A 22,908-nucleotide genomic window follows, 5' to 3' on the forward strand; every position below is an offset into this window, starting at 1 on the left:
TTTTATATAAAGAGTAGCACTATGTTTACTGGAATAGTTGAAGCGACAGGTAAAATTGCGTTATTACAAAAAAAACAAGGTGATTTAGCTATTCGTATCCAAAGTAAAAACCTTGATATGAGTGATGTTAAGTTAGGTGACAGTATTGCAACCAATGGTGTGTGCCTCACGGTTGTTGATAAGTATGTAGATGGCTTTAGTGCTGACTTATCAAATGAAACGATTAGCTTAACAGGGTTTGCACATTACGCTTTAGGGCAAACAGTTAACTTAGAAAAGGCGATGCAACCTGTATCGCGCCTTGGAGGCCATTTAGTGTCTGGTCATGTAGATGGTATTGCCACTATCACTGCAATTAATACCAATGCGCGAGCAACAGAATATTGGTTAGCCACCGACGAAAATTTAATGAAATACATTCCTTATAAAGGGTCTGTGTGTATTGATGGTATTAGCTTAACGGTCAATGCGGTTGAAGGTAATAAATTTAAACTGACAATTGTACCCCACACCAGCGGGCAAACGACCATAGCCGATTTTCAAGTCGGTACCAAAGTGAATCTAGAGGTCGACCAAATAGCACGTTATTTAGAGCGCCTTGTAAAGGGAGCTGAGCATCCTACTGGTTCAGATATTTCAATGAGCTTACTCGCTAAAGCGGGCTTTATAAAATAACGATATTGACAACTTATACGAGCAACTTATGAATTTAAACAGCGCACAAGAAATAATAGATGACATTAAAGCCGGTAAAATGGTTATTTTAATGGACGATGAAGACAGAGAAAATGAAGGCGATTTAATTATTGCTGCTGAGCACATTAGTGCAGAAGCAATTAACTTTATGGCGACTCATGGCCGTGGGTTAATTTGTTTAACCATGACTCAAGAGCGTTGCTCGCAACTTGATTTACCGCTGATGGTTAAAAATAACGGTGCCGCGTTCTCGACCAACTTTACTATGTCTATTGAAGCGTCAAAAGGGGTTACAACGGGTATTTCTGCAGCGGATCGTGCTCGTACTGTTCAAGCTGCCATTGCTAAAGGCGCTGTGCCAAGTGATATTGTACAACCTGGGCATATTTTCCCTATTATGGCGCAACCTGGCGGCGTATTAACGCGCGCAGGGCACACTGAAGCTGGCTGCGATTTAGCGCGTTTAGCGGGTCTTGAGCCGTCATCAGTGATTGTAGAAATTCTTAATGAAGATGGCACCATGGCGCGCCGCCCTGACTTAGAAGTATTTGCTAAGCAACATGATATTAAAATTGGCACCATAGCTGATTTAATCGAATACCGTAACCTAAATGAAACCACTATTGAGCAAGTTGCAAAATGTAAATTGCCAACTGAGCATGGTGAATTTGACTTAGTGACTTACAAAGACACGATTGACGGACAGCTGCACTATGCATTGCTTAAAGGTGAAATAAAACAACAAGAACCGACGTTAGTGCGAGTGCACTTACAAAGCACCTTTAACGATATTCTACTCTCTGATCGCAACGCTGATCGCAGTTGGGGATTATCGCAAGCCATGGCGTATATAGCTGAGCATAATGGCGCTTTAGTTATTTTAGGTAAGCAAGAAAGCACTGACGAATTAGAAGCGACTGTTAAAGCATTCGCTGCAGCTGATGCTGGCGAGAGTGTAACGCCACGCAAATTCCAAGGTACTTCACGTACCGTAGGTGTAGGCTCACAAATTTTGGCTGATTTAGGTATCCAAAAAATGCGTTTGATGAGTTTACCGAAAAAATATCATGCATTATCAGGCTTCCATTTAGAAGTTGTTGACTACGTAGAGCCACAATAATTACACGCTAGGCTATTATTTTATTTTTGTGGTATAATGCGCAGCAATTTTTGCGCAACCGAAATCGCTTAAACTTATTTTTAGGGTTATCAAATGAAAATTATTGAAGGTAATAAATACGCTCCAGGCAAAAAGTTTGCCATTGTCATTTCTCGTTTTAATGACTTTATTGGTAGTAGCTTGCTTGCAGGTGCTGTTGATGAGCTAAAACGTACTGGTGGAGTATCTGAAGACGATATTACCGTGATTTACGTACCAGGTGCGGTTGAATTACCTTTAGCAGCGAAACGCGTTGCAGCAAAAAAAGAATATGATGCAATTATCGCCTTAGGTGTAGTGATCAGAGGGGGCACGCCTCACTTTGATCTCGTCGCTGGCGAGTCAAATAAAGGGCTTGCACAAGTATCACTTGAGTATGATATCCCAGTTGCATTTGGCGTATTAACCACTGAAAGCATTGAGCAAGCAATTGAGCGCGCAGGCACCAAAATGGGTAACAAAGGCGGCGAAGCTGCTTTAGGTGCGCTTGAAATGGTTAATGTGTTAGATAAAATTTAAGTTTAAGGAATTTTTGTGAAACCAGCAGCAAGACGTAAAGCACGTATCTTAGCACTTCAAGCCGTATATTCATGGCAATTAAGCGGCAATGCAATTGCCGATATCGAACAACAAATGTTGATCGAAAACGATGTGACTAAAATTGATGTTGAATATTTTAAAGATTTAGCGCGTGGAGTTGCTGTAAATCACAAGCAACTAGACGAAGCTGTATCGCCTCATTTAACTCGTCCATTTGATGAATTAGACGAAGTTGAACGTGCAATCTTACGTTTAAGCAGCTACGAGCTTAAATTTCGTGAAGACGTTCCTTACAAAGTCGCTATCAATGAAAGCATTGAATTAGCTAAAATGTTTGGCGCTGAAGATAGCCATAAATTTGTAAACGGTGTACTTGATAAAGCTGTAAAGCAGTTACGTAAGTAATAACAACTTTAACTGAAATTTATTATCAGATGAGTTGCTATAAATAACCGTTAAAAAGGAGAGCCGGCATAGGTCGGCTTTTTTGTGTATGAAGGAATTTGAATTAATTAATCGTTACTTTAAAGGTCGTGGCATTACTCGTCGCGATGTTAATTTAGGGATTGGAGATGACTGTGCGCTTGTCACAGTACCTGCGAACTGTCAGCTTGCTGTAACCACAGATACCTTAGTTGCTGGGGTGCATTTTTTTCACGATATCTCCCCTCGCGCATTAGGGCATCGAGCTCTTGCTGTTAACTTAAGTGACTTAGCTGCCATGGGCGCAGAGCCTACTTGGGTGTCGGTTGCACTTACGTTACCTAGTATCGATCCACAATGGATTGCTGAGCTGACTGATGGCATGCATGAAATTGCTGAGTACTTTAATGTTCAGATCATTGGTGGTGATACCACTCAAGGCCCACTTAGTATTACTATTTGTGCAAAAGGTACAGTTCCAGAAGGCACAGCATTACGTAGAAGTGGCGCAAAAGTGGGTGATTGGATTTTTGTAACCGGTCCGCTTGGTGATGCTGGGTTGGCGATTGAATCGAAAAAACAAGGCTTATCGATTGCACCTGAACACTTAAAAGATATTAATAAACGTTTAAATTTCCCCACGCCACGTGTAGCTGCTGGGCAAGCGTTACGAGGCTTGGCATCGTCGGCCATTGATATTTCCGATGGGTTACTAGCCGACTTAGGGCATGTGCTAAATTTATCACAAGTTAGTGCCATCATTAATATTGAAAATGTCCCCACCTCAGATGCTATGCAAGCGAGTCTTGATTTTGAGCAGCGACTTCCTTTTGTTCTTAACTATGGCGATGACTACGAGTTACTGTATACCGTTGCTGATAGTAACAAGAGTATGCTAGATATTAAGCTGCGCCAATACGGTGTAGAGGCAAGCTGTATCGGGCAAATCAAAAGTGGTGACGGCAATATAGAGTTATTACACCAAGGTGAGAAGTTTGCTTTTGAACATAAAGGTTTTGAGCACTTTTCCAAGGAGCAGGTTTGAATAAAAACCGATTATTTAATTTAAAACGCCCACATCAATTTTTTGGTTTGGGCTTTGGTACTGGGCTTGCACCAAAAGCACCTGGTACATTTGGTACATTGGCTGCACTACCATTTATTTTTATTACTATGCATTTTCCGCTGTGGTTACAAATTGTATTTGCAGTAGTCATAAGCATATTTGGTATTTGGGCATGTGGAAAAACAGCCGATGACCTTCAAGTACATGATCATCCAGCAATTGTTTGGGATGAAGTTGCTGGTTACTATATTACTATGATTGGCGCAGCGCTTAACTGGCAAACATTATTAGTGGGCTTTTTACTGTTTCGCTTTTTTGATATAGCAAAGCCAGGGCCGATTCGCATACTCGATAAACGTGCCCATGGTGGGTTTGGTATTATGGCCGATGATGTGCTTGCAGGTATTTTTTCGCTTATTTGTTTGCAAGCATTGATAAAAGTAGGTTTACTACCCTTTTAATTTATTATTTGTTTAACTAGGTGGCAGCACTATGATGCGATTTTTATTGGTTTGTGTACTTATACTATGTGCCATGCCAAGTACGGCCTCAATTACTGATTACGTAGTTAAACAATGGAATATCAAAGACGGCTTACCCTCACAATCTCTAAAAAGTGTAGTGCAAGATAACCAAGGCTATATGTGGCTTGGCACTCAATTTGGATTAAGCCGTTTTGATGGCAATACCTTCACTAATTATAATACCCAAAATAGTTTATTTTTACCCAGCAATGGTATTAATAAATTATTGATCGATGGAGAAGGCTTATTGTGGGTAGGCACTAAAAATGGCCTTGTGGTTATTGACCCTGAAAAGCTAACCGCTCAAGAGTTTAATATTAAAGGCCCTGTAAGAGATATTCTTGAAGACTCTCAAGGCAGTATTTGGATAGCAGCTAATGGGCTCTATTATATAGACAGAGGCCAAATAGAACTGCGCGACCAACTAAATAATCCTAGCCCTATTGTAAACGCCACTGCTATTACCCAAATTGTGGGGTCGGTCAGTAAAATGGCGCTTTCACCTGAGGGGATTTGGCTGGTTAACGACCGTAATTTATTACGCTTAACACAAAGCTCGTCTGACTTTTCTAAATTACGCTTAGAACTAACTGCTAAAGTGGCTTTGCCCGATCGTTTAGCGCAAACTATTGTTCACGATTTATCGTTTTTAAATGGTAATTTGTACCTAGCTTCTGAATTAGGGGCTTATTTTTTAGATTTAGATGACGAGCTACGTCCGTTTCCACTCCCCAATGCTAATAACTCAGCTGTGTATAAATTTATGAGCGACGGTAATGGCGGCTTATGGGTATCAACCTATGGACGTTTATTATTTAGAGCTAAATCTAATGATTGGCAGTGGGTTGAACCAAGCCAGCTAGATCAGAGTATTTGGTTTGCTGATATATTTAGAGATGATGAAAATAACATATGGTTAGCGAGTTTTAGTGAAGGGCTATGGCTTGCTCACGAAGGTCGAATAGAGCGCCATTCTGCCATTTCTAAAATGACCGAAGCGGTAATGGCAATTAGTAAATCACCTGATGGTAAGTTATGGATTGCCAACAAAAGTGGTGTTGGCTATTTTGATGCCGATAAAACTTTTATTAATGTTATTAATAGTGCCAAGTATGGAAATGCCTCGGTACATGACCTGCAATTTGATGGCGATCGCCTTTATGTTGCTACTGGCAGAGGCTTGTTTTTCTACGAATCAAATACCTTATATAGTTTCCCTGCTCGTGCATTGAGCGATAACCCTGTTTTTGCAATTAGCACTTCAACTAAAGGCGGTTTTTGGATAGGCACCGGACGAGGGTTATACCGTTTAAATTACAATGGTTTAAACCCTTTTGCGTACAATGCTTTTTTAGGCAGTAAGTTTGTAACCTATGTTTTAGATAAACCAAATTTTGGGGTTATTGGCACCAGTAAAGGTGCGTATTATTTTACTGGACGTGGGATAGAAAAAATTGGCGACCAAACCACTTTGGAAAGCGCTTATGTGACCAGCATTTTACATATAAAAGGGGTAGGCATTTTAATTGGCTCGTTGAATGATGGCCTGTTTTATCGCAGTGGACAAGGGCAATGGCAGCAACTAGACGCCGCCAATGGATTGCCATATGGTTCCATATTCAGTTTAGAATACGATGACACCTCAAAGCGAATTTGGGTAAGCACCATGAAAGGGGTTTACCGCATGCCTGTTGAGCAATTTAAAGCCAACATCGAAAGCCTAAAAGTAGAAGAAGTGATTTCTTCATTTGACCGTCAGCTCGATGGTAAAGCTAGCCAATGTTGTAATGGTTTAGGCCATGATGCGGTGGTTGATATGGATAACTCTATTTGGTACCCCAGCTTACAAGGTGTGGTGGAAATTCCGAAAGACGTAGAGTTATTTGGATTACGTTCGCTTAAACCAACTATAGAAACCTTAACAACGCCATCACGAAAGCTTGCAGCTGCCGCGTTAGGTGAAAAACCGGTTCTTGAGACCGATGAGCGTGATGTAACACTTACCTATACTGCGATTGACTATTACGCTCCGGCAAGTATTGAGTTTAGATATAAACTTAATGGGCTTGATAACGATTGGCGCTATGCAAATACCCGTCGAGAAGCAATTTATACAAATTTACCCGCTGGTATGTTTTTATTTGAATTAGAAACCAAACGCCAAGGTGAGGATTGGGGTAAAGCGCAATCAGCCGAATATACGTTTGTTGTTCCTGAACGATTTGGTGAAACCATCTACTTTAGATTACTGATCACCAGTGGTTTTGTGTTGCTCTTCTATTTAGTGTTTTGGGTATTTAAAGTTCAAGAGCGACGTAAGCAACAAGTACTCGAAGGGCTTATTACTGAACGAACTCTAGAGCTTCGCCAAGCGAATGATAAATTAAACCAAGTAAATTCTCAGCTTAAACTTGTTAGTCACTCTGATGAGCTAACTGGGCTGAGAAGTCGTCGTTTCTTGTTTGATCAACTACCAAAAGATATTGAGCATTTTCAGCGTAATTCGCAGTCATTGCAGGCTCAGGGTAAATCTTTGGTGTTGTTAATTATTAATTTAGATAACTTTAGCCGCATTAACGATGCTTATGGTCCTATTGCTGGAGATAGCTGTTTACAACAAGTAGCGGCATTACTTAACTCGCGTACCCAGGGTTCTGATTATGTTGCCCGTTGGAGTGGTGATGAGTTTTTACTGTTGTTGCGCGATTTTAAGTGTAATTTAATCGACAGCTATGTATCTGAATTATGCCAAGCCATTGCCGATTATACCTTCCAACTTCCTAACGGCGAAACAACCAATATAACAGCGTCAGTGGGTTGGTCTTTCTATCCGCTACCTCTGCTAGGTGGTCAGGTTATTAGCTGGGAAACATCGATTAATTTAGCTGATATCGCATTGCATCAAGTTAAAAAACGCGGCGGCGATGGCGTCGCTAACATTACCTTTGATGAGCAATTAGATGCATTTGAGTTTGAGCAAAACCCGAATGTTGAACAGCAGATTGGCTTATTGCAAAGTAATGGTTTAGCCGATATTAAGGTGTGGATGCGCTAGAGGTTAAAGTTAGCAATAAAAAAGGAGCCAAGGGCTCCTTTTTATTAAACACTATAAGTATTAGCTCATAAATGCTTTGATTGAGGTTAATATACCTTGCTCACCTAACCCCATTTCATCGTGCATTTGCTGTTGAGTACCGTGTTTAATAAATTCATCCGGTATACCTAAGTTAAGTATTTTTACAGCCGCTTTTTGAGTAGCTAAATACTCATTAACTGCCGAACCTGCACCACCAGAAATTGCATTATCTTCAAGTGTTACAATGATATCGTGGCTAGCGAAAAGTTCATCAATTAAACCCGTATCGAGTGGTTTAATAAATCGCATATTAACTAAAGTGGCATTGAGCTCATCAGTGGCTAATTGAGCGTTTTCAAGTAAGGTACCAAATGACAATATAGCTACTTTATTACCTTGTTTAATTACATTAGCTTTACCAATTTCGAGCTGTTGCATAGCACTTTGAACTTCTGCTGTGCCCGCACTACCACGCGGATAACGCACGGCTACAGGGCAGTTGGCTTGATAGCCTGTGTATAGCATTTGACGGCATTCGTTAGTGTCACTTGGTGCCATAATAATCATGTTAGGAACACAGCGCATAAAGCTGAGGTCGTAGGCGCCTTGGTGAGTTTCACCATCGGCTCCGACAATACCTGCGCGGTCAATAGCAAATAATACCGGTAGGTTTTGCAATGCAACGTCGTGAATTAATTGGTCATACGCACGTTGTAAAAAGCTAGAGTAGATGGCAACAACGGGTTTTAACCCTTCACAAGCAAAACCTGCAGCAAGGGTTACAGCGTGTTGCTCAGCAATTGCCACATCAAAATATTGTTCTGGGTGTTCTTTAGAAAAGCGCACCATTCCCGAACCTTCACGCATCGCAGGAGTAATTGCCATTAACTTGTTGTCTTGCTCTGCCATATCGCAAAGCCAATCACCAAATACATTTGAGAAAGTCGCCGCACTTGGCTTAGATTTTGGTAAACTTGAAGTCGCAGGATCAAATTTTGGTACACCATGATAACCAATCGGGTCGGCTTCTGCTGGTTTGTAGCCTTTGCCTTTTTGAGTTTTTATATGAAGCAGTTGTGGGCCTTTTAAGTTGCGCATGTTGCGCAGTGTATCTACCAACATATTTACATCATGGCCATCAATTGGGCCAATATAGTTTAAGCCTAGCTCTTCAAAAAAAGTACCTGGGATCATCATTCCCTTAATGTGCTCTTCCATGCGGCTAGCCAGCTCTTTTACCGGCGGTACGCCAGAAAGAAGCTTTTTACTGCCTTCGCGGATGTTGGTATAAAAGCTACCTGATAAAATACGCGCAAAATGATTAGTTAACGCGCCGACGTTTTCAGAAATCGACATTTCGTTATCATTTAAAATGATCAGCATATCTGATTTCACATCACCTAAGTGATTCATCGCTTCAAAAGCCATGCCAGCGGTAATAGCGCCATCGCCTATAACCGCTACGGTTTTACGACCTTTTCCTTCTTTTTGCGCCGCAATAGACATCCCCAATGCCGCTGAAATAGAGGTACTTGAATGGCCAACGCTAAACGTATCGTATTCACTTTCGTCTCTAAATGGAAATGGGTGCAATCCATCTTTTTGGCGAATGGTGTGCATTTGGTCTCGACGTCCTGTCAATATTTTATGTGGGTAGGCTTGATGACCTACGTCCCAAACTAAACGGTCATCGGGAGTGTTGTACACGTAATGTAATGCAACGGTAAGTTCTACGGTTCCTAAACCAGACGCTAAATGGCCGCTACTTTGCGATACTGAATTGAGTAAGTAATCACGCAATTCATGGCTAAATGCAGGAAGCTTATCTTGTGCTAAGTCTCGCAAGTGGGCTGGTTCGTTCACCAAATTAAGTAATGGATACTTGCTGCTATCAAGTGTCATGGTTTTTTATATATCCTTCGCTAATATTAACTTTCCTCAAAAAAATAGATTTAAGAGGTAATCTAATATTCAGTAATAATTTTGTTCTAAGAGTTAATACGTTTTAGCCATGTTTAATGGTCACGTTCAATTAAATAGTTTGCCAATGCCGCTAAGTCGGTTGTATCTGCGTCAATATTGGCTAACGCCTCATGGGCTTGCTGTATCAAATTTAGTGCTTTTTGCTTAGCACCTAGCATACCTAATAAAGCAGGGTATGTCGCTTTATTCGCTGCAATATCTGACCCTTGAGGCTTACCTAAAGTCAGGGTGTCGCCCTCAACATCTAAAATGTCGTCATGAACCTGAAAGGCCAGCCCAATAGCATACCCAAAAGTAGATAAGTTATCTAAAGTGTGTTGGCTAATATTAGGTGCGCAAAGTGCGCCCAGAGTAATCGCACAATTTATTAATGCGCCTGTTTTAAGTTTATGAATACGTTCTAATTCGTCAACCGTAATCAGTTTATCGGTTGCTGCAATATCACGCCCTTGTCCGGCAACCATTCCTTGCAAACCTGAAGCATGGGCTAGTTCTGCAATCATTTTTAACTGAGCTTCTGTTGAGCATTTAAATGTGTGCTTAGCAATAAGCTCAAATGCTAAGGTTTGCAGTGCATCACCTGCTAAAATAGCTTGTGCTTCACCATAGATAATATGGCATGTGGGGCGACCGCGACGTAAATCATCATCATCCATAGCGGGCAAATCGTCATGCACTAATGAATAGCTATGAATGCACTCTATCGCTGCTGCAAGTACATCTAAATCACGCTTGTCAGCACCCAACATTTTACCTGTGGTATAAACTAAAAAGGGCCGCAATCTTTTCCCGCCATTCATTAAACTATAATGGGTGGCTTCTTTTATGGTGTTGTCGCTTTCAAGAGGTTGTTCGAAATAAAGATTGAGTGTATTGGCTACATCATCTTGAGCAAGCTTTATTTGTTCTTTTATGCTCACAATTATTCCATATCGTTATTAAATTGAGTAAGCGGTGCTTTTTCGTCATTACCCATTAATATCGACACCTTTTGCTCGGCTTGTTGAAGTTTACCGGAAGACGCACTGGCTAATGCAATGCCGCGCTCAAATTGCTTTAAAGACTGTTCAAGCGATAAATCACCTTGTTCCATTTCACTGACAATTGTTGTTAACTCTTCTAGTGCTTGTTCGAAACTTAAATTTTCAGGTTTTTTAGTCGCCATCTTTATTTTCAACTTACATAATAAATTTAGACGCCAATTTTAGGGGGAATGCTAAACTAGGTCAAAGAATGTTATGTTTTTTTGATAGATAAATGCTGTTTATTGGGTTTTACTGCGCTTCAGCGTTATTTTTTAAATTATAAATTTTGATTAGTTAGATTGATTACCTATGTTGATCTAAAATAGGACTAATTGTAATTTTATCGTTTATCATAAAAATCACTTAAGTATTTCAGTATCTTGCCGATATACATTTAATAACAACGCTTGCGAAGAAAAAATATAAAACCTTTGGAGGGAATGTGGATTTAGCAACCATTATTGGGATCCTTGGCGCAATTGGCTTAATTGTCATGTCCATGTTTATGAGTAGTAGCGGTGAAGTCGGTATGTTTTACAATACCCCTTCAGTGGTTATTGTATTTGGTGGTTCCCTTTTTATCGTTTTATCCAATTTTACTATGTCGCAATTTTTAGGCATTGGTAAGGTGTGTGCTAAAGCGTTTATGTTTAAAATTGAACCCCCTGAAGCGTTAATTGAAAAGGCGGTTGAGCTAGCAGATTCTGCACGTAAAGGTGGGTTCTTAGCATTAGAAGAGGCTGAAATTCCAAATCCATTTATGCGCAAAGGCGTTGATATGCTTGTAGATGGGCATGATGCAGATGTAGTGCGTGCAACATTACAAAAAGATATTTCCCTGACAACAACTCGTCATGAAATGGGCGCAAGCTTATTTAAGTCGCTAGGTGATATTGCTCCTGCAATGGGGATGATTGGTACATTAATCGGCTTGGTGGCTATGTTATCGAATATGGATGACCCAAAAGCAATCGGCCCAGCCATGGCGGTAGCCTTGTTAACAACGTTGTATGGGGCATTTTTGGCGAATGTTGTCGCCATTCCTATTCAGGTAAAACTTGAATTGCGTAAAGACGAAGAAGCAATGAACCAGCGACTTATTTTGGATGCAGTATTAGGCATCCAAGATGGCCAAAACCCTAAAGTAATTGAGGGGATCTTGAAAAATTATTTGGCTGAGTCTAAACGCGCAGTAAACACTGAGGAATAGTTATGTCTGATGAAGAGTGTAAATGCCCCCCCTGGGTTACCTGCATGGATGGGGACATTTGCCGATTTAATGTCGCTATTAATGTGCTTTTTTGTACTCTTACTCGCGTTTTCTGAAATGGATGTGCTTAAATTTAAGCAAATTGCAGGCTCTATGAAGTTTGCTTTCGGTGTACAAAATAAAATTGAAGTTAAAGATATTCCAAAAGGCACCTCGGTTATAGCTATGGAATTTACTCCAGGTAAGCCTGAGCCGACCCCGATTGAAACTATTCAGCAGCAAACAGTTGAAATGACTCAGCAAATGCTAGAGTTTCAGGCGGGCGATGAAAGCTCTGCTGGTGGACGCCAAGAGCAACGAGGCGAAAAACGAGGCGGTGAGTCTAGCAGCACCTCAGAAGAAGTTGCTTCAGCGCCTGCCGTTTCTGCTGCTGATCAAGAGCAAATAAATGATTTAGTTAAAAAAATTGCACAACAACTCGAAAAGCAAATTATTGATGGAGCTATTGAGCTTGAGTCATTAGGTCAGCAAATCATTATTCGTATAAGAGAAAATGGTTCGTTTCCATCGGGCAGTGCGTTTTTACAGCCCCAGTTTAAACCTATCATTCAAGATATTGGTCGGTTACTAAAAGATGTGCCAGGGGAGATAACCGTCTCCGGTCACACTGATGACTTCCAAGTCTCTAATGAGCTTTATATTAATAACTGGGATTTGTCCTCTAAACGAGCTGTTGCGGTAGCAAGTGAGCTGCAAAAAGTTGCGGGTTTTGATAAAACTCGAATGATGGTCGTTGGGCGTGCAGAAACCAGACCTTTAGTGCCGAACGACTCCCGAGAAGATCGAAGACGTAACCGCCGGGTGGAAATATCAATCTTACAAGGCAAGGCGAAAGAATCAGATCCTATTGATATTAGATAGAATTTATTGGTTTTGTTTTTTTTAGCATAGAATACATCTTTGTTAACAGATGTAATTAAACTGGAGTGTATATGTTGGATAAGTATTGTAGTATGCCTGGTAACGGTACTGGCGATGACGATGATAAAAAAACGAATTTTACTAAGTAATCATGCCTGATTGGTTTGATAAAGTCTTAGAAATTTTAAATAGTAGCTGGGTGCTTATTTTGAGCCCAGCTATTTTTGTTTTTTATTTACGAAAAGATTTTTGCGCTTTAAGATTTACTTTATTAACAGCCGCTTTTTTCTTTTTGGTGCTTTAATTCATTCATCGCTCAAAGAGTTTGATGACGGCACTTACATATACCGTTATGTAGTTTGGGCATTAAACGATTTATCTTGGATGGCACTAGTTGCTTATTGGGGTCTGAAAGATAAACTGCATTTGTGGCAATGCGTACTGGGCCAACTTGTGGTTATTGGTGCACCCATCCTGCAGTTGTTTCGTCTAGTTGACCGTCACCTTTGGGATTTATCCTACAGCACTTATATGTATAAAACTTTGCTGCCATTAATTAATATTGGCACTATTATAGTGTGTTATCTTCCTCTTTTATATATTTTTGTTAATAACCGAAATAAAGCTTTAAGTTAGAAATTATAAAAATATCCCCCGTTTTAAAATGATATGCTAGACTACTGTTTATATGAACAGTGTTAGAGCTTTTGGTTATGAAACTTTATATTGCTGAAAAACCCTCGTTGGGTCGCGCTATTGCAGATGCACTTCCTAAACCGCATAAAAAGCATGATGGCTATATTGAGGTAGCGAATGGTGATTGCGTATCTTGGTGCATAGGTCATTTGCTCGAACAAGCAGAACCCGATGACTATGACGAGCGTTTTAAAAAGTGGCAGTTTGAACATTTACCTATTGTGCCTGAGCATTGGCAACTTAAAGCAAAGCCTAAAACTCGTAAACAACTCACTATCTTAAAAAAGCTAATCAAACAAGCAACAACACTTGTACATGCTGGCGATCCTGACCGTGAAGGCCAGTTACTGGTTGATGAAGTTATAGAGCAAGCAAAAATCAGCCAAGTAAAAAAACAGAATATTCAGCGCTTACTGATCAGTGACTTAAATTTAACGGCGGTTAAAAAGTCACTACATAGTATGCGCACTAACCGTGAATTTATTCCTTTGAGTGTTTCTGCTTTAGCGCGGTCTCGTGCTGATTGGTTGTTTGGCATGAACTTGACGCGTGCATACACATTAGCGGGGCAAAAAGCGGGATTTGGTAATGTGTTGTCGGTTGGGAGAGTGCAAACACCTATTTTGGGTCTAGTCGTTAATCGCGATAACGAGATCGCAAATTTTGTATCAAAACCCTTTTTTGAAGTACTTGCTCATTTAGTTACCCCTCAGAATGATGCCTTTACAGCTAAGTGGGTACCAAGTAAAGCATGCGCCCCATATCAAGATGAAGAGGGCAGAGTGCTTAACAAAGCTTTAGCTGAAAATGTCACTTCTCGTATCGCTAATCAACCAGCAAGCGTAACTGCACTTGAGCAAAAGCAAAAAAAGCAAACCGCACCGCTTCCTTATAATCTATCTGCTTTACAAATAGATGCTGCTAAAGCTTTTGGTATGCCAGCACAAAGGGTATTGGATATTTGCCAAACCTTATATGAACGCCATAAATTAATTACCTATCCACGTTCAGATAATCGTTATTTACCAAAAGATCATCACCAAGATGCAGCTGCGATACTAAAAGCGATTGCAGTAAATGATGGCCAAAAAACAGAATTTGTTAATGGAGCAGATGCAAAAAAACGAAGTAAATGTTTTAACGATTCAAAGGTAGCAGCTCACCACGCGATTGTACCGACAGCTAAACAGTTAAAAAGTGTGAGTTTAGCCAATGATGAAGCAAAAATTTATCAGTTAATAAGTCGACATTATTTAATTCAGTTTTATCCTGACTACATATACAACGAAACCAAAGTAGAGGTAACCCTAGCCGGTGGTTTATTTAGGGCTAATGCAAAACAAGATGTAAGTTTAGGTTTTAAATTACTTATGGGTAAGTCAGAACTTAAAGAAGAGGCGACATTGCCTCATTTAGAAAAAGGCATGGCACTTACCTGTACTAAAGGTGAGGTGGTGCAAAAGCATACAACTCCTCCTGCTCATTTTACCGATGCAACCTTACTTGCTGCCATGACAGGGATTAGCCGTTATGTAAAAGACTCACAAATCAAAAAAATATTAAAAGAGACTGATGGCCTTGGTACTGAGGCTACTCGTGCAGGCATCATTGAACTGTTATTTAAACGTCGCTTTTTAAAACGTGAAGGAAAGGCAATTAAAGCGACTGAAACAGGTCTGGCACTAATTAGTGTATTACCTGAGGGGTTATCAAGCCCCGATTTAACCGCAAAATGGGAGTCGAGTTTAGGAGATATAGCTCAGCAAGCAATGAGTTATCAGCAGTTTATACAGCCTTTACTTGCTGATTTAACTAATTTTGTAAACCAAGCAACCAACTGTAATAGTGATGTGTTTGCAAATTTGCCAAAAACGTCACCTAAAAAGCGTTTTGCTAAACGTACAAAAAAAGCGCCGTATAAAAAGTCGAGTTACAAAAAAAGCCCTGCGGTAAATTAATCGCGGGGCTTAAAAATAACGTTCAAGGTTATTGATTGAATAATGCTACAGCCGCATTACTCATTGCTGTTATTCCAGTTGGAAGCGCTACTTTATAATCGGGAGCAAATTTACTTGAATGTAATGAAGGGAGTGTTTCGTTATTTTTCATCGCATTTGTATATTGCTGTTGGTTAACTCCGCCTAACCAAAATAATGTAATAGGTAGGTTTTCATCTGTTCTACCATACAAGCCAAAGTCTTCACCAGCCATAACCGCCTTTGTTTCCAGTACATTAGTTGCGCCAATTGCATCAGCAATAGCACTCCTAACTATATTGGTTTGCTCCGGGTTATTGTAAGTAGATGGAATAGACTCACTTTCATGAACATACACTTTTGGATAGAGCGCTTCTTTCAGGCCCGCACTGTGGGCAATACCTGCACTGATGCGTTTAATTGCAGCAATTTGCGCGTTTCTAACGTCTGGGTTATAGCTACGCAGAGTAAGTTGTAGTTTTACTTCATCAGAAATTACATTGTGTTTTGAGCCGCCATGGATAGAGCCAACAGTAATCACTGATGGTTCCAAAGGAGATAATTCACGACTTGTAATAGTTTGTAATGCCAAAATGGTGCGAGCAGCAATAATCACAGGGTCTACAGTCGTATGTGGATAGGCTCCATGGCCACCTTTACCTTTTATTAAAATATCAACCGAGTCGACACTTGCCATAGTGTACTCATTTTTCAGAGCAACTTTTCCTGCCGGTACACTGGCACTGACATGTAAAGCAATAATATGATCGGGTTTTGCATATTTGCTAAATAATCCCTCACTCAGCATTGCTTTTGCACCACCCCCAACTTCTTCAGCAGGTTGCGCAACCATCATTAAAGTACCTTGCCACGACTGTTTATTTTTAATTAGTTGTTGTGCGGTGCCTATAAATGAACTCATATGAATATCATGACCACAACCATGCATAACACCGACTTCGCTACCTTGTTCATTTATCGTGGTAACAGTTGATGCGTATGCTTTGCCAGTTTGTTCTGTGATTGGTAAGCCATCAGTATCAGTTCGAATCATAACGGTAGGGCCTTGGCCATTTCTATAAATACCTACGACGCCATACCCGCCAACGTTATCGGTTACATCAAACCCTAGCTTTTGAAGTTGCGTAGCCATTTTTTTACCAGTTTGTTGTTCATGATAAGACAGTTCAGGTGACTGGTGTAAATCTAGATAAAGCTTTTCTATTGCTGGCATACTTTTATCGAGATCCAACTTGAGTGTTTGCGCACTTAATAGTGGGCTAACTAGTAAACACAGTGCACTCGCATAGGCTAATTTCATATTTCCCTCATTTATATAGTATGTGTGTCTTAAATGATTTAGACACATGTCTTGTAATTATTATCTTCATCACCATATAAAAACCTAAATAGATGAACATGGCAATAATTCAATGAGCAATATAGTTAATCTTAACGCACAGAATCTTCAGCAAGTATTAGGTGAAACATCACAACAAAAGTTAGTACTACTTAACTTTTTTCGCCACAAAGCCCAGAATGCATTAGCCAAGCAGCTATTTTAGATAAGCTAGCCGCTGAATATAATAATTATATAGTTGTTGCAAACTTAGATTGTGATGCAGAGCAAGCTTTGGCCTCGCAACTTGCCCAGCAAGTAGGTTTACAAACTTTGCCTACCTTAGTGTTATTAAAAGACTCAGCTCCAGTTGATGTATTAGCGGGTGCACAAACAGAAAGCCAAGTACGTGACGCTCTATCTAAACATTTACCTGCGCAACAAGATCTATTATTAGAGCAAGCCAAGCAAGCACTTATTAATAGTGATTTAAATGCCGCGTTTAATCATGCTAAGCAAGCGTATGAATTAGATAGTCGTAATGCGAGAATTAAATTAGTGCTTGCAGATATATGTATACAGATTCACAAACTAGATGAAGCCGCTGCATTAATAGAGACAATAGAAGCACAAGATCAAGATGCATACTTTAATAACATTAAAGCTAAATGTGAGGCTGCGCTAGAGGCAACCGATTCACCTGAAATAAAAGCATTGCAAGAAAGAGTAGCCAAGCATCCCAATGAGCTTGAATTACAAATGGAACTTAGTAACCTACTCAATGAAGCAGGAAGGAAAGAAGAAGCATTAGAAGCACTCTTTACTATTCTTAAAAAAGATCTGAATTTTGATGAGGCTAAGCCAAACTTCTTGGCTGTTATTGCGTCTTTACCTGATGGCGATGCGCTAGCTGCTAAATATCGTCGCAAGCTTTATAGCATTTTGTATTAACGATTAAGATAAACTCTCTATAAAAAGCACCAATGTTAAGGTGCTTTTTTGTTTCTGCGTTAGGATAGCAGGGTAAAAGCAAGGTTATCCACAGGGTTTTGTGGGTATCTTGTGTGTCTGGGTGGGGTATCTTTGGGGTAAAAATTAAATGCAAAAAAGCGTTTAAAAACGCTTGCGTTAAAATCGATTAGCCCTATAATGCGACCCCACTGAGACGGCAGAGCGCAACGCATAGCGAGGCACGAGCTACTCAGTGAGTCGAGTAAAACTTAGTTCTGAAAATTTAAACTTTATCAAAATTAAGTGTTGACAAAAAAATAGGAAGGCGTAATATGCGCAGCCCTAGCGAGATAAAGTTTAACGCTTTAATCGCAACGTTCTTTAACAATATAAAGCAATCATCTGTGTGGGCACTCGTACAGATTGAGTTCTAACAGCCAAGCTACTTAGGTAGTGAGGCAAACAAATTTAGAGTCTCAATTTAAACTGAGTGACCAACAGCAATAACTACTTCGGTAGGAATTGCAGCACAGTCAATTCAATATCGAAAGATATTAAATAAATTCAGAATTCATTGAGCTGTCGAAAGACAAAAAACTTTTTAATTGAAGAGTTTGATCATGGCTCAGATTGAACGCTGGCGGCAGGCCTAACACATGCAAGTCGAGCGGTAACAGAGAGTAGCTTGCTACTTTGCTGACGAGCGGCGGACGGGTGAGTAATGCTTGGGAACATGCCTTGAGGTGGGGGACAACAGTTGGAAACGACTGCTAATACCGCATAATGTCTACGGACCAAAGGGGGCTTCGGCTCTCGCCTTTAGATTGGCCCAAGTGGGATTAGCTAGTTGGTGAGGTAATGGCTCACCAAGGCGACGATCCCTAGCTGGTTTGAGAGGATGATCAGCCACACTGGGACTGAGACACGGCCCAGACTCCTACGGGAGGCAGCAGTGGGGAATATTGCACAATGGGCGCAAGCCTGATGCAGCCATGCCGCGTGTGTGAAGAAGGCCTTCGGGTTGTAAAGCACTTTCAGTCAGGAGGAAAGGTTAGTAGTTAATACCTGCTAGCTGTGACGTTACTGACAGAAGAAGCACCGGCTAACTCCGTGCCAGCAGCCGCGGTAATACGGAGGGTGCGAGCGTTAATCGGAATTACTGGGCGTAAAGCGTACGCAGGCGGTTTGTTAAGCGAGATGTGAAAGCCCCGGGCTCAACCTGGGAACTGCATTTCGAACTGGCAAACTAGAGTGTGATAGAGGGTGGTAGAATTTCAGGTGTAGCGGTGAAATGCGTAGAGATCTGAAGGAATACCGATGGCGAAGGCAGCCACCTGGGTCAACACTGACGCTCATGTACGAAAGCGTGGGGAGCAAACAGGATTAGATACCCTGGTAGTCCACGCCGTAAACGATGTCTACTAGAAGCTCGGAGCCTCGGTTCTGTTTTTCAAAGCTAACGCATTAAGTAGACCGCCTGGGGAGTACGGCCGCAAGGTTAAAACTCAAATGAATTGACGGGGGCCCGCACAAGCGGTGGAGCATGTGGTTTAATTCGATGCAACGCGAAGAACCTTACCTACACTTGACATACAGAGAACTTACCAGAGATGGTTTGGTGCCTTCGGGAACTCTGATACAGGTGCTGCATGGCTGTCGTCAGCTCGTGTTGTGAGATGTTGGGTTAAGTCCCGCAACGAGCGCAACCCCTATCCTTAGTTGCTAGCAGGTAATGCTGAGAACTCTAAGGAGACTGCCGGTGATAAACCGGAGGAAGGTGGGGACGACGTCAAGTCATCATGGCCCTTACGTGTAGGGCTACACACGTGCTACAATGGCGCATACAGAGTGCTGCGAACTCGCGAGAGTAAGCGAATCACTTAAAGTGCGTCGTAGTCCGGATTGGAGTCTGCAACTCGACTCCATGAAGTCGGAATCGCTAGTAATCGCGTATCAGAATGACGCGGTGAATACGTTCCCGGGCCTTGTACACACCGCCCGTCACACCATGGGAGTGGGTTGCTCCAGAAGTAGATAGTCTAACCCTCGGGAGGACGTTTACCACGGAGTGATTCATGACTGGGGTGAAGTCGTAACAAGGTAGCCCTAGGGGAACCTGGGGCTGGATCACCTCCTTATACGATTTAGAACTTATTTGTTCGTAGTGTCCACACAGATGATTGTTAGTTAGTTTTACCCTTTGGGTTAACTAATTAATATGCTCTTTAAAAATTTGGAAAAGCTGATAATAAAATTCGTATGAATAACATTGTTATTTGTACAGAGTTTTCAAAAGTAAAAAAGAATGATAGCAGTATCATTCAGTGCCAATTTAATCTTCGGATTAATTGGTATCTACTTTAGTATTCAATATTAACTTCTGGCGAAGTTAAACTGTCACAAAACAAAGACCCGTTTGGGTTGTATGGTTAAGTGACTAAGCGTACACGGTGGATGCCTTGGCAGTTGGAGGCGATGAAGGACGTATTAACTTGCGATAAGCCTAGTCAAGCTAGTAAAAAGCACTTGAGACTAGGATTTCCGAATGGGGAAACCCACCTGCTTGCAGGTATCGTTAACTGAATACATAGGTTAACGAGGCGAACGCGGAGAACTGAAACATCTAAGTACCCGTAGGAAAAGAAATCAACCGAGATTCCGATAGTAGCGGCGAGCGAAATCGGAACAGCCCTTAAGCTTATTATGTGTTAATGGAAGGCTCTGGAAAGTGCCACGATACAGGGTGATAGTCCCGTACATGAAAACGCATTTTAAGTGAAATCGAGTAGGTCGGAGCACGTGAAACTTTGACTGAATATAGGTGGACCATCATCTAAGGCTAAATACTCCCAACTGACCGATAGTGAACCAGTACCGTGAGGGAAAGGCGAAAAGAACCCCTGTGAGGGGAGTGAAATAGAACCTGAAACCGTGTACGTACAAGCAGTAGGAGCCCACTTGTTGGGTGACTGCGTACCTTTTGTATAATGGGTCAGCGACTTATATTTTGTAGCGAGGTTAACCGATTAGGGTAGCCGTAGGGAAACCGAGTCTTAACTGGGCGAATAGTTGCAAGGTATAGACCCGAAACCCGGTGATCTAGCCATGGGCAGGTTGAAGGTTGAGTAACATCAACTGGAGGACCGAACCCACTAACGTTGAAAAGTTAGGGGATGACCTGTGGTTAGGAGTGAAAGGCTAATCAAACCGGGAGATAGCTGGTTCTCCCCGAAATCTATTTAGGTAGAGCCTCGGACGAATACTTACGGGGGTAGAGCACTGTTAAGGCTAGGGGGTCATCCCGACTTACCAACCCTTTGCAAACTCCGAATACCGTAAAGTAATATCCGGGAGACACACGGCGGGTGCTAACGTCCGTCGTGAAGAGGGAAACAACCCAGACCGCCAGCTAAGGTCCCAAAGTCATAGTTAAGTGGGAAACGATGTGGAAAGGCCCAGACAGCCAGGAGGTTGGCTTAGAAGCAGCCATCCTTTAAAGAAAGCGTAATAGCTCACTGGTCGAGTCGGTCTGCGCGGAAGATGTAACGGGGCTAAACTATGCACCGAAGCTGCGGATTCAGAATTTATTCTGAGTGGTAGGGGAGCGTTCTGTAAGCGGTTGAAGGTGTACCGGGAGGTATGCTGGACGTATCAGAAGTGCGAATGCTGACATGAGTAACGATAATGCGGGTGAAAAACCCGCACGCCGGAAGACCAAGGGTTCCTATCCCATGTTAATCAGGGTAGGGTAAGTCGACCCCTAAGGCGAGGCCGAAAGGCGTAGTCGATGGGAAACGGATTAATATTTCCGTACTTGGTATAATTGCGATGGGGGGACGGAGCAGGCTAAGCAAGCATGGCGATGGTAGTCCATGTGAAAGTGTGTAGGCTAGTGACTTAGGTAAATCCGGGTTGCTGTTAGGCTGAGACACGAGACGAGTCACCAAGGTGATGAAGTTGCTGATGCCATACTTCCAGGAAAAGCCTCTAAGCTTCAGATTATACCGAATCGTACCCCAAACCGACACAGGTGGTCAGGTAGAGAATACTAAGGCGCTTGAGAGAACTCGGGTGAAGGAACTAGGCAAAATCGTACCGTAACTTCGGGAGAAGGTACGCTCCGATTGGTGATGAGACTTGCTCTCTAAGCTGATTGGAGCCGCAGTGACCAGGTGGCTGGGACTGTTTATTAAAAACACAGCACTGTGCAAAATCGCAAGATGACGTATACGGTGTGACACCTGCCCGGTGCCGGAAGGTTAATTGATGGGGTTATCTTCGGAGAAGCTCTTGATCGAAGCCCCGGTAAACGGCGGCCGTAACTATAACGGTCCTAAGGTAGCGAAATTCCTTGTCGGGTAAGTTCCGACCTGCACGAATGGTGTAACCATGGCCACGCTGTCTCCACCCGAGACTCAGTGAAATTGAAATCGCAGTGAAGATGCTGTGTACCCGCGGCTAGACGGAAAGACCCCGTGAACCTTTACTACAGCTTGGCACTGAACATTGAACCTACATGTGTAGGATAGGTGGGAGACTTAGAAGCAGAGACGCTAGTTTTTGTGGAGTCGTCCTTGAAATACCACCCTTGTAGTTTTGATGTTCTAACGTTGGCCCCTGAATCGGGGTTACGGACAGTGCCTGGTGGGTAGTTTGACTGGGGCGGTCTCCTCCCAAAGAGTAACGGAGGAGCACGAAGGTTGGCTAAGTACGGTCGGACATCGTACGGTTAGTGTAATGGTAGAAGCCAGCTTAACTGCGAGACAGACACGTCGAGCAGGTACGAAAGTAGGTCATAGTGATCCGGTGGTTCTGAATGGAAGGGCCATCGCTCAACGGATAAAAGGTACTCCGGGGATAACAGGCTGATACCGCCCAAGAGTTCATATCGACGGCGGTGTTTGGCACCTCGATGTCGGCTCATCACATCCTGGGGCTGAAGTCGGTCCCAAGGGTATGGCTGTTCGCCATTTAAAGTGGTACGCGAGCTGGGTTTAGAACGTCGTGAGACAGTTCGGTCCCTATCTGCCGTGGGCGTTTGAGAATTGAGAGGGGTTGCTCCTAGTACGAGAGGACCGGAGTGAACGAACCGCTGGTGTTCGGGTTGTCATGCCAATGGCATTGCCCGGTAGCTACGTTCGGAACTGATAAGCGCTGAAAGCATCTAAGCGCGAAGCAGGCCTCGAGATGAGTTCTCACTAGACTTTTAAAGTCTCTGAAGGGCCGTTGAAGACTACAACGTTGATAGGCAAGATGTGGAAGTGGTGTGAGCCATTAAGCTAACTTGTACTAATTACCCGTGAGGCTTAACCATACAACGCCA

14 protein-coding genes, 2 rRNA genes and 2 pseudogenes are annotated in these 22,908 nt (G+C 42.1%); 14 read left to right on the forward strand and 4 right to left on the reverse strand.

Annotated elements, in window-relative coordinates:
- The first annotated feature begins 21 nt into the window (after positions 1–21).
- The 7 genes from AB8618_RS03060 to AB8618_RS03090 all read left to right on the forward strand — a co-directional run bounded on the left by AB8618_RS03060 (position 22) and on the right by AB8618_RS03090 (position 7,463).
- A complete protein-coding gene (locus AB8618_RS03060) occupies positions 22–675 on the forward strand; it encodes a riboflavin synthase (protein ID WP_413401336.1) in 654 nt (217 codons plus the stop codon).
- A gap of 28 nt (positions 676–703) precedes the next feature.
- A complete protein-coding gene (ribBA, locus tag AB8618_RS03065) occupies positions 704–1,816 on the forward strand; it encodes a bifunctional 3,4-dihydroxy-2-butanone-4-phosphate synthase/GTP cyclohydrolase II (RefSeq protein WP_010390933.1) in 1,113 nt (370 codons plus the stop codon).
- A 93-nt stretch (positions 1,817–1,909) separates the two neighbouring features.
- Positions 1,910–2,374 (forward strand): 6,7-dimethyl-8-ribityllumazine synthase, encoded by a 465-nt coding sequence (gene ribE, locus AB8618_RS03070; RefSeq protein ID WP_008110216.1) that lies wholly within the window; start codon positions 1,910–1,912, stop codon positions 2,372–2,374.
- Positions 2,375–2,389: 15 nt separating this feature from the next.
- Positions 2,390–2,800 (forward strand): transcription antitermination factor NusB, encoded by a 411-nt coding sequence (nusB, locus tag AB8618_RS03075; protein ID WP_010390936.1) that lies wholly within the window; start codon positions 2,390–2,392, stop codon positions 2,798–2,800.
- Between the two features lie 88 nt (positions 2,801–2,888).
- Positions 2,889–3,863, forward strand: coding sequence for a thiamine-phosphate kinase (gene thiL / locus AB8618_RS03080; protein ID WP_413401337.1), 975 nt, complete (start codon positions 2,889–2,891; stop codon positions 3,861–3,863).
- The gene (locus AB8618_RS03085) at positions 3,860–4,345 is read left to right on the forward strand and encodes a phosphatidylglycerophosphatase A (protein WP_008110211.1); all 486 of its coding nucleotides are present in this window, start codon (positions 3,860–3,862) and stop codon (positions 4,343–4,345) included. The genes thiL and AB8618_RS03085 overlap by 4 nt, the downstream gene beginning before the upstream one ends.
- A gap of 31 nt (positions 4,346–4,376) precedes the next feature.
- Entirely contained in the window at positions 4,377–7,463 is a 3,087-nt protein-coding gene (locus tag AB8618_RS03090; protein WP_413401338.1) for a diguanylate cyclase domain-containing protein, read from the forward strand.
- A 60-nt stretch (positions 7,464–7,523) separates the two neighbouring features.
- On the opposite strand, the gene dxs is transcribed toward AB8618_RS03090, so the two are convergent.
- From dxs to xseB, 3 genes are all read right to left on the reverse strand, one after another.
- On the reverse strand, positions 7,524–9,386 hold the full coding sequence (gene dxs, locus AB8618_RS03095; protein ID WP_413401339.1) for a 1-deoxy-D-xylulose-5-phosphate synthase: 1,863 nt from the start codon (positions 9,384–9,386) through the stop codon (positions 7,524–7,526).
- Between the two features lie 113 nt (positions 9,387–9,499).
- A complete protein-coding gene (ispA, locus tag AB8618_RS03100) occupies positions 9,500–10,387 on the reverse strand; it encodes a (2E,6E)-farnesyl diphosphate synthase (RefSeq protein ID WP_413401340.1) in 888 nt (295 codons plus the stop codon).
- Positions 10,388–10,389: 2 nt separating this feature from the next.
- Positions 10,390–10,632, reverse strand: a complete 243-nt coding sequence (gene xseB / locus AB8618_RS03105; RefSeq protein WP_138605171.1) for an exodeoxyribonuclease VII small subunit — start codon at positions 10,630–10,632, stop codon at positions 10,390–10,392.
- 302 nt (positions 10,633–10,934) lie between these two features.
- On the opposite strand from xseB, the gene pomA reads away from it, so the two are divergent.
- The 4 genes and pseudogenes from pomA to AB8618_RS03125 all read left to right on the forward strand — a co-directional run bounded on the left by pomA (position 10,935) and on the right by AB8618_RS03125 (position 15,277).
- The gene (gene pomA, locus AB8618_RS03110) at positions 10,935–11,702 is read left to right on the forward strand and encodes a flagellar motor protein PomA (RefSeq protein WP_010390948.1); all 768 of its coding nucleotides are present in this window, start codon (positions 10,935–10,937) and stop codon (positions 11,700–11,702) included.
- A gap of 2 nt (positions 11,703–11,704) precedes the next feature.
- A pseudogene (locus AB8618_RS03115) lies at positions 11,705–12,623 on the forward strand (flagellar motor protein MotB).
- 249 nt (positions 12,624–12,872) lie between these two features.
- Positions 12,873–13,259 carry a hypothetical protein gene (locus tag AB8618_RS03120; RefSeq protein WP_409424794.1) on the forward strand — a complete coding sequence of 129 codons (387 nt, stop codon included), beginning with the start codon at positions 12,873–12,875 and terminating at the stop codon, positions 13,257–13,259.
- A gap of 77 nt (positions 13,260–13,336) precedes the next feature.
- Positions 13,337–15,277: a DNA topoisomerase III gene (locus tag AB8618_RS03125; protein WP_413401342.1), complete on the forward strand. Its 1,941-nt coding sequence runs from the start codon at positions 13,337–13,339 to the stop codon at positions 15,275–15,277.
- A gap of 28 nt (positions 15,278–15,305) precedes the next feature.
- Here the strand turns inward: AB8618_RS03125 and AB8618_RS03130 are convergent, their stop codons facing one another.
- On the reverse strand, positions 15,306–16,616 hold the full coding sequence (locus AB8618_RS03130; protein WP_413401343.1) for a M20 metallopeptidase family protein: 1,311 nt from the start codon (positions 16,614–16,616) through the stop codon (positions 15,306–15,308).
- A 112-nt stretch (positions 16,617–16,728) separates the two neighbouring features.
- Between AB8618_RS03130 and AB8618_RS03135 the strand changes: the two are divergent.
- The 3 genes and pseudogenes from AB8618_RS03135 (at position 16,729) to AB8618_RS03145 (ending at position 22,899) form a co-directional block, all read left to right on the forward strand.
- Positions 16,729–17,585 (forward strand): annotated as a pseudogene (locus AB8618_RS03135) (tetratricopeptide repeat protein).
- A 602-nt stretch (positions 17,586–18,187) separates the two neighbouring features.
- Positions 18,188–19,723 (forward strand): 16S ribosomal RNA (locus AB8618_RS03140).
- Positions 19,724–20,012: 289 nt separating this feature from the next.
- Positions 20,013–22,899 (forward strand): 23S ribosomal RNA (locus tag AB8618_RS03145).
- The 16S and 23S rRNA genes sit together here, the layout of an rRNA operon.
- Positions 22,900–22,908: the final 9 nt, after the last annotated feature.

The organism is Pseudoalteromonas sp. RW-H-Ap-1 (assembly GCF_048318575.1).
Taxonomy (GTDB): Bacteria; Pseudomonadota; Gammaproteobacteria; order Enterobacterales; family Alteromonadaceae; genus Pseudoalteromonas.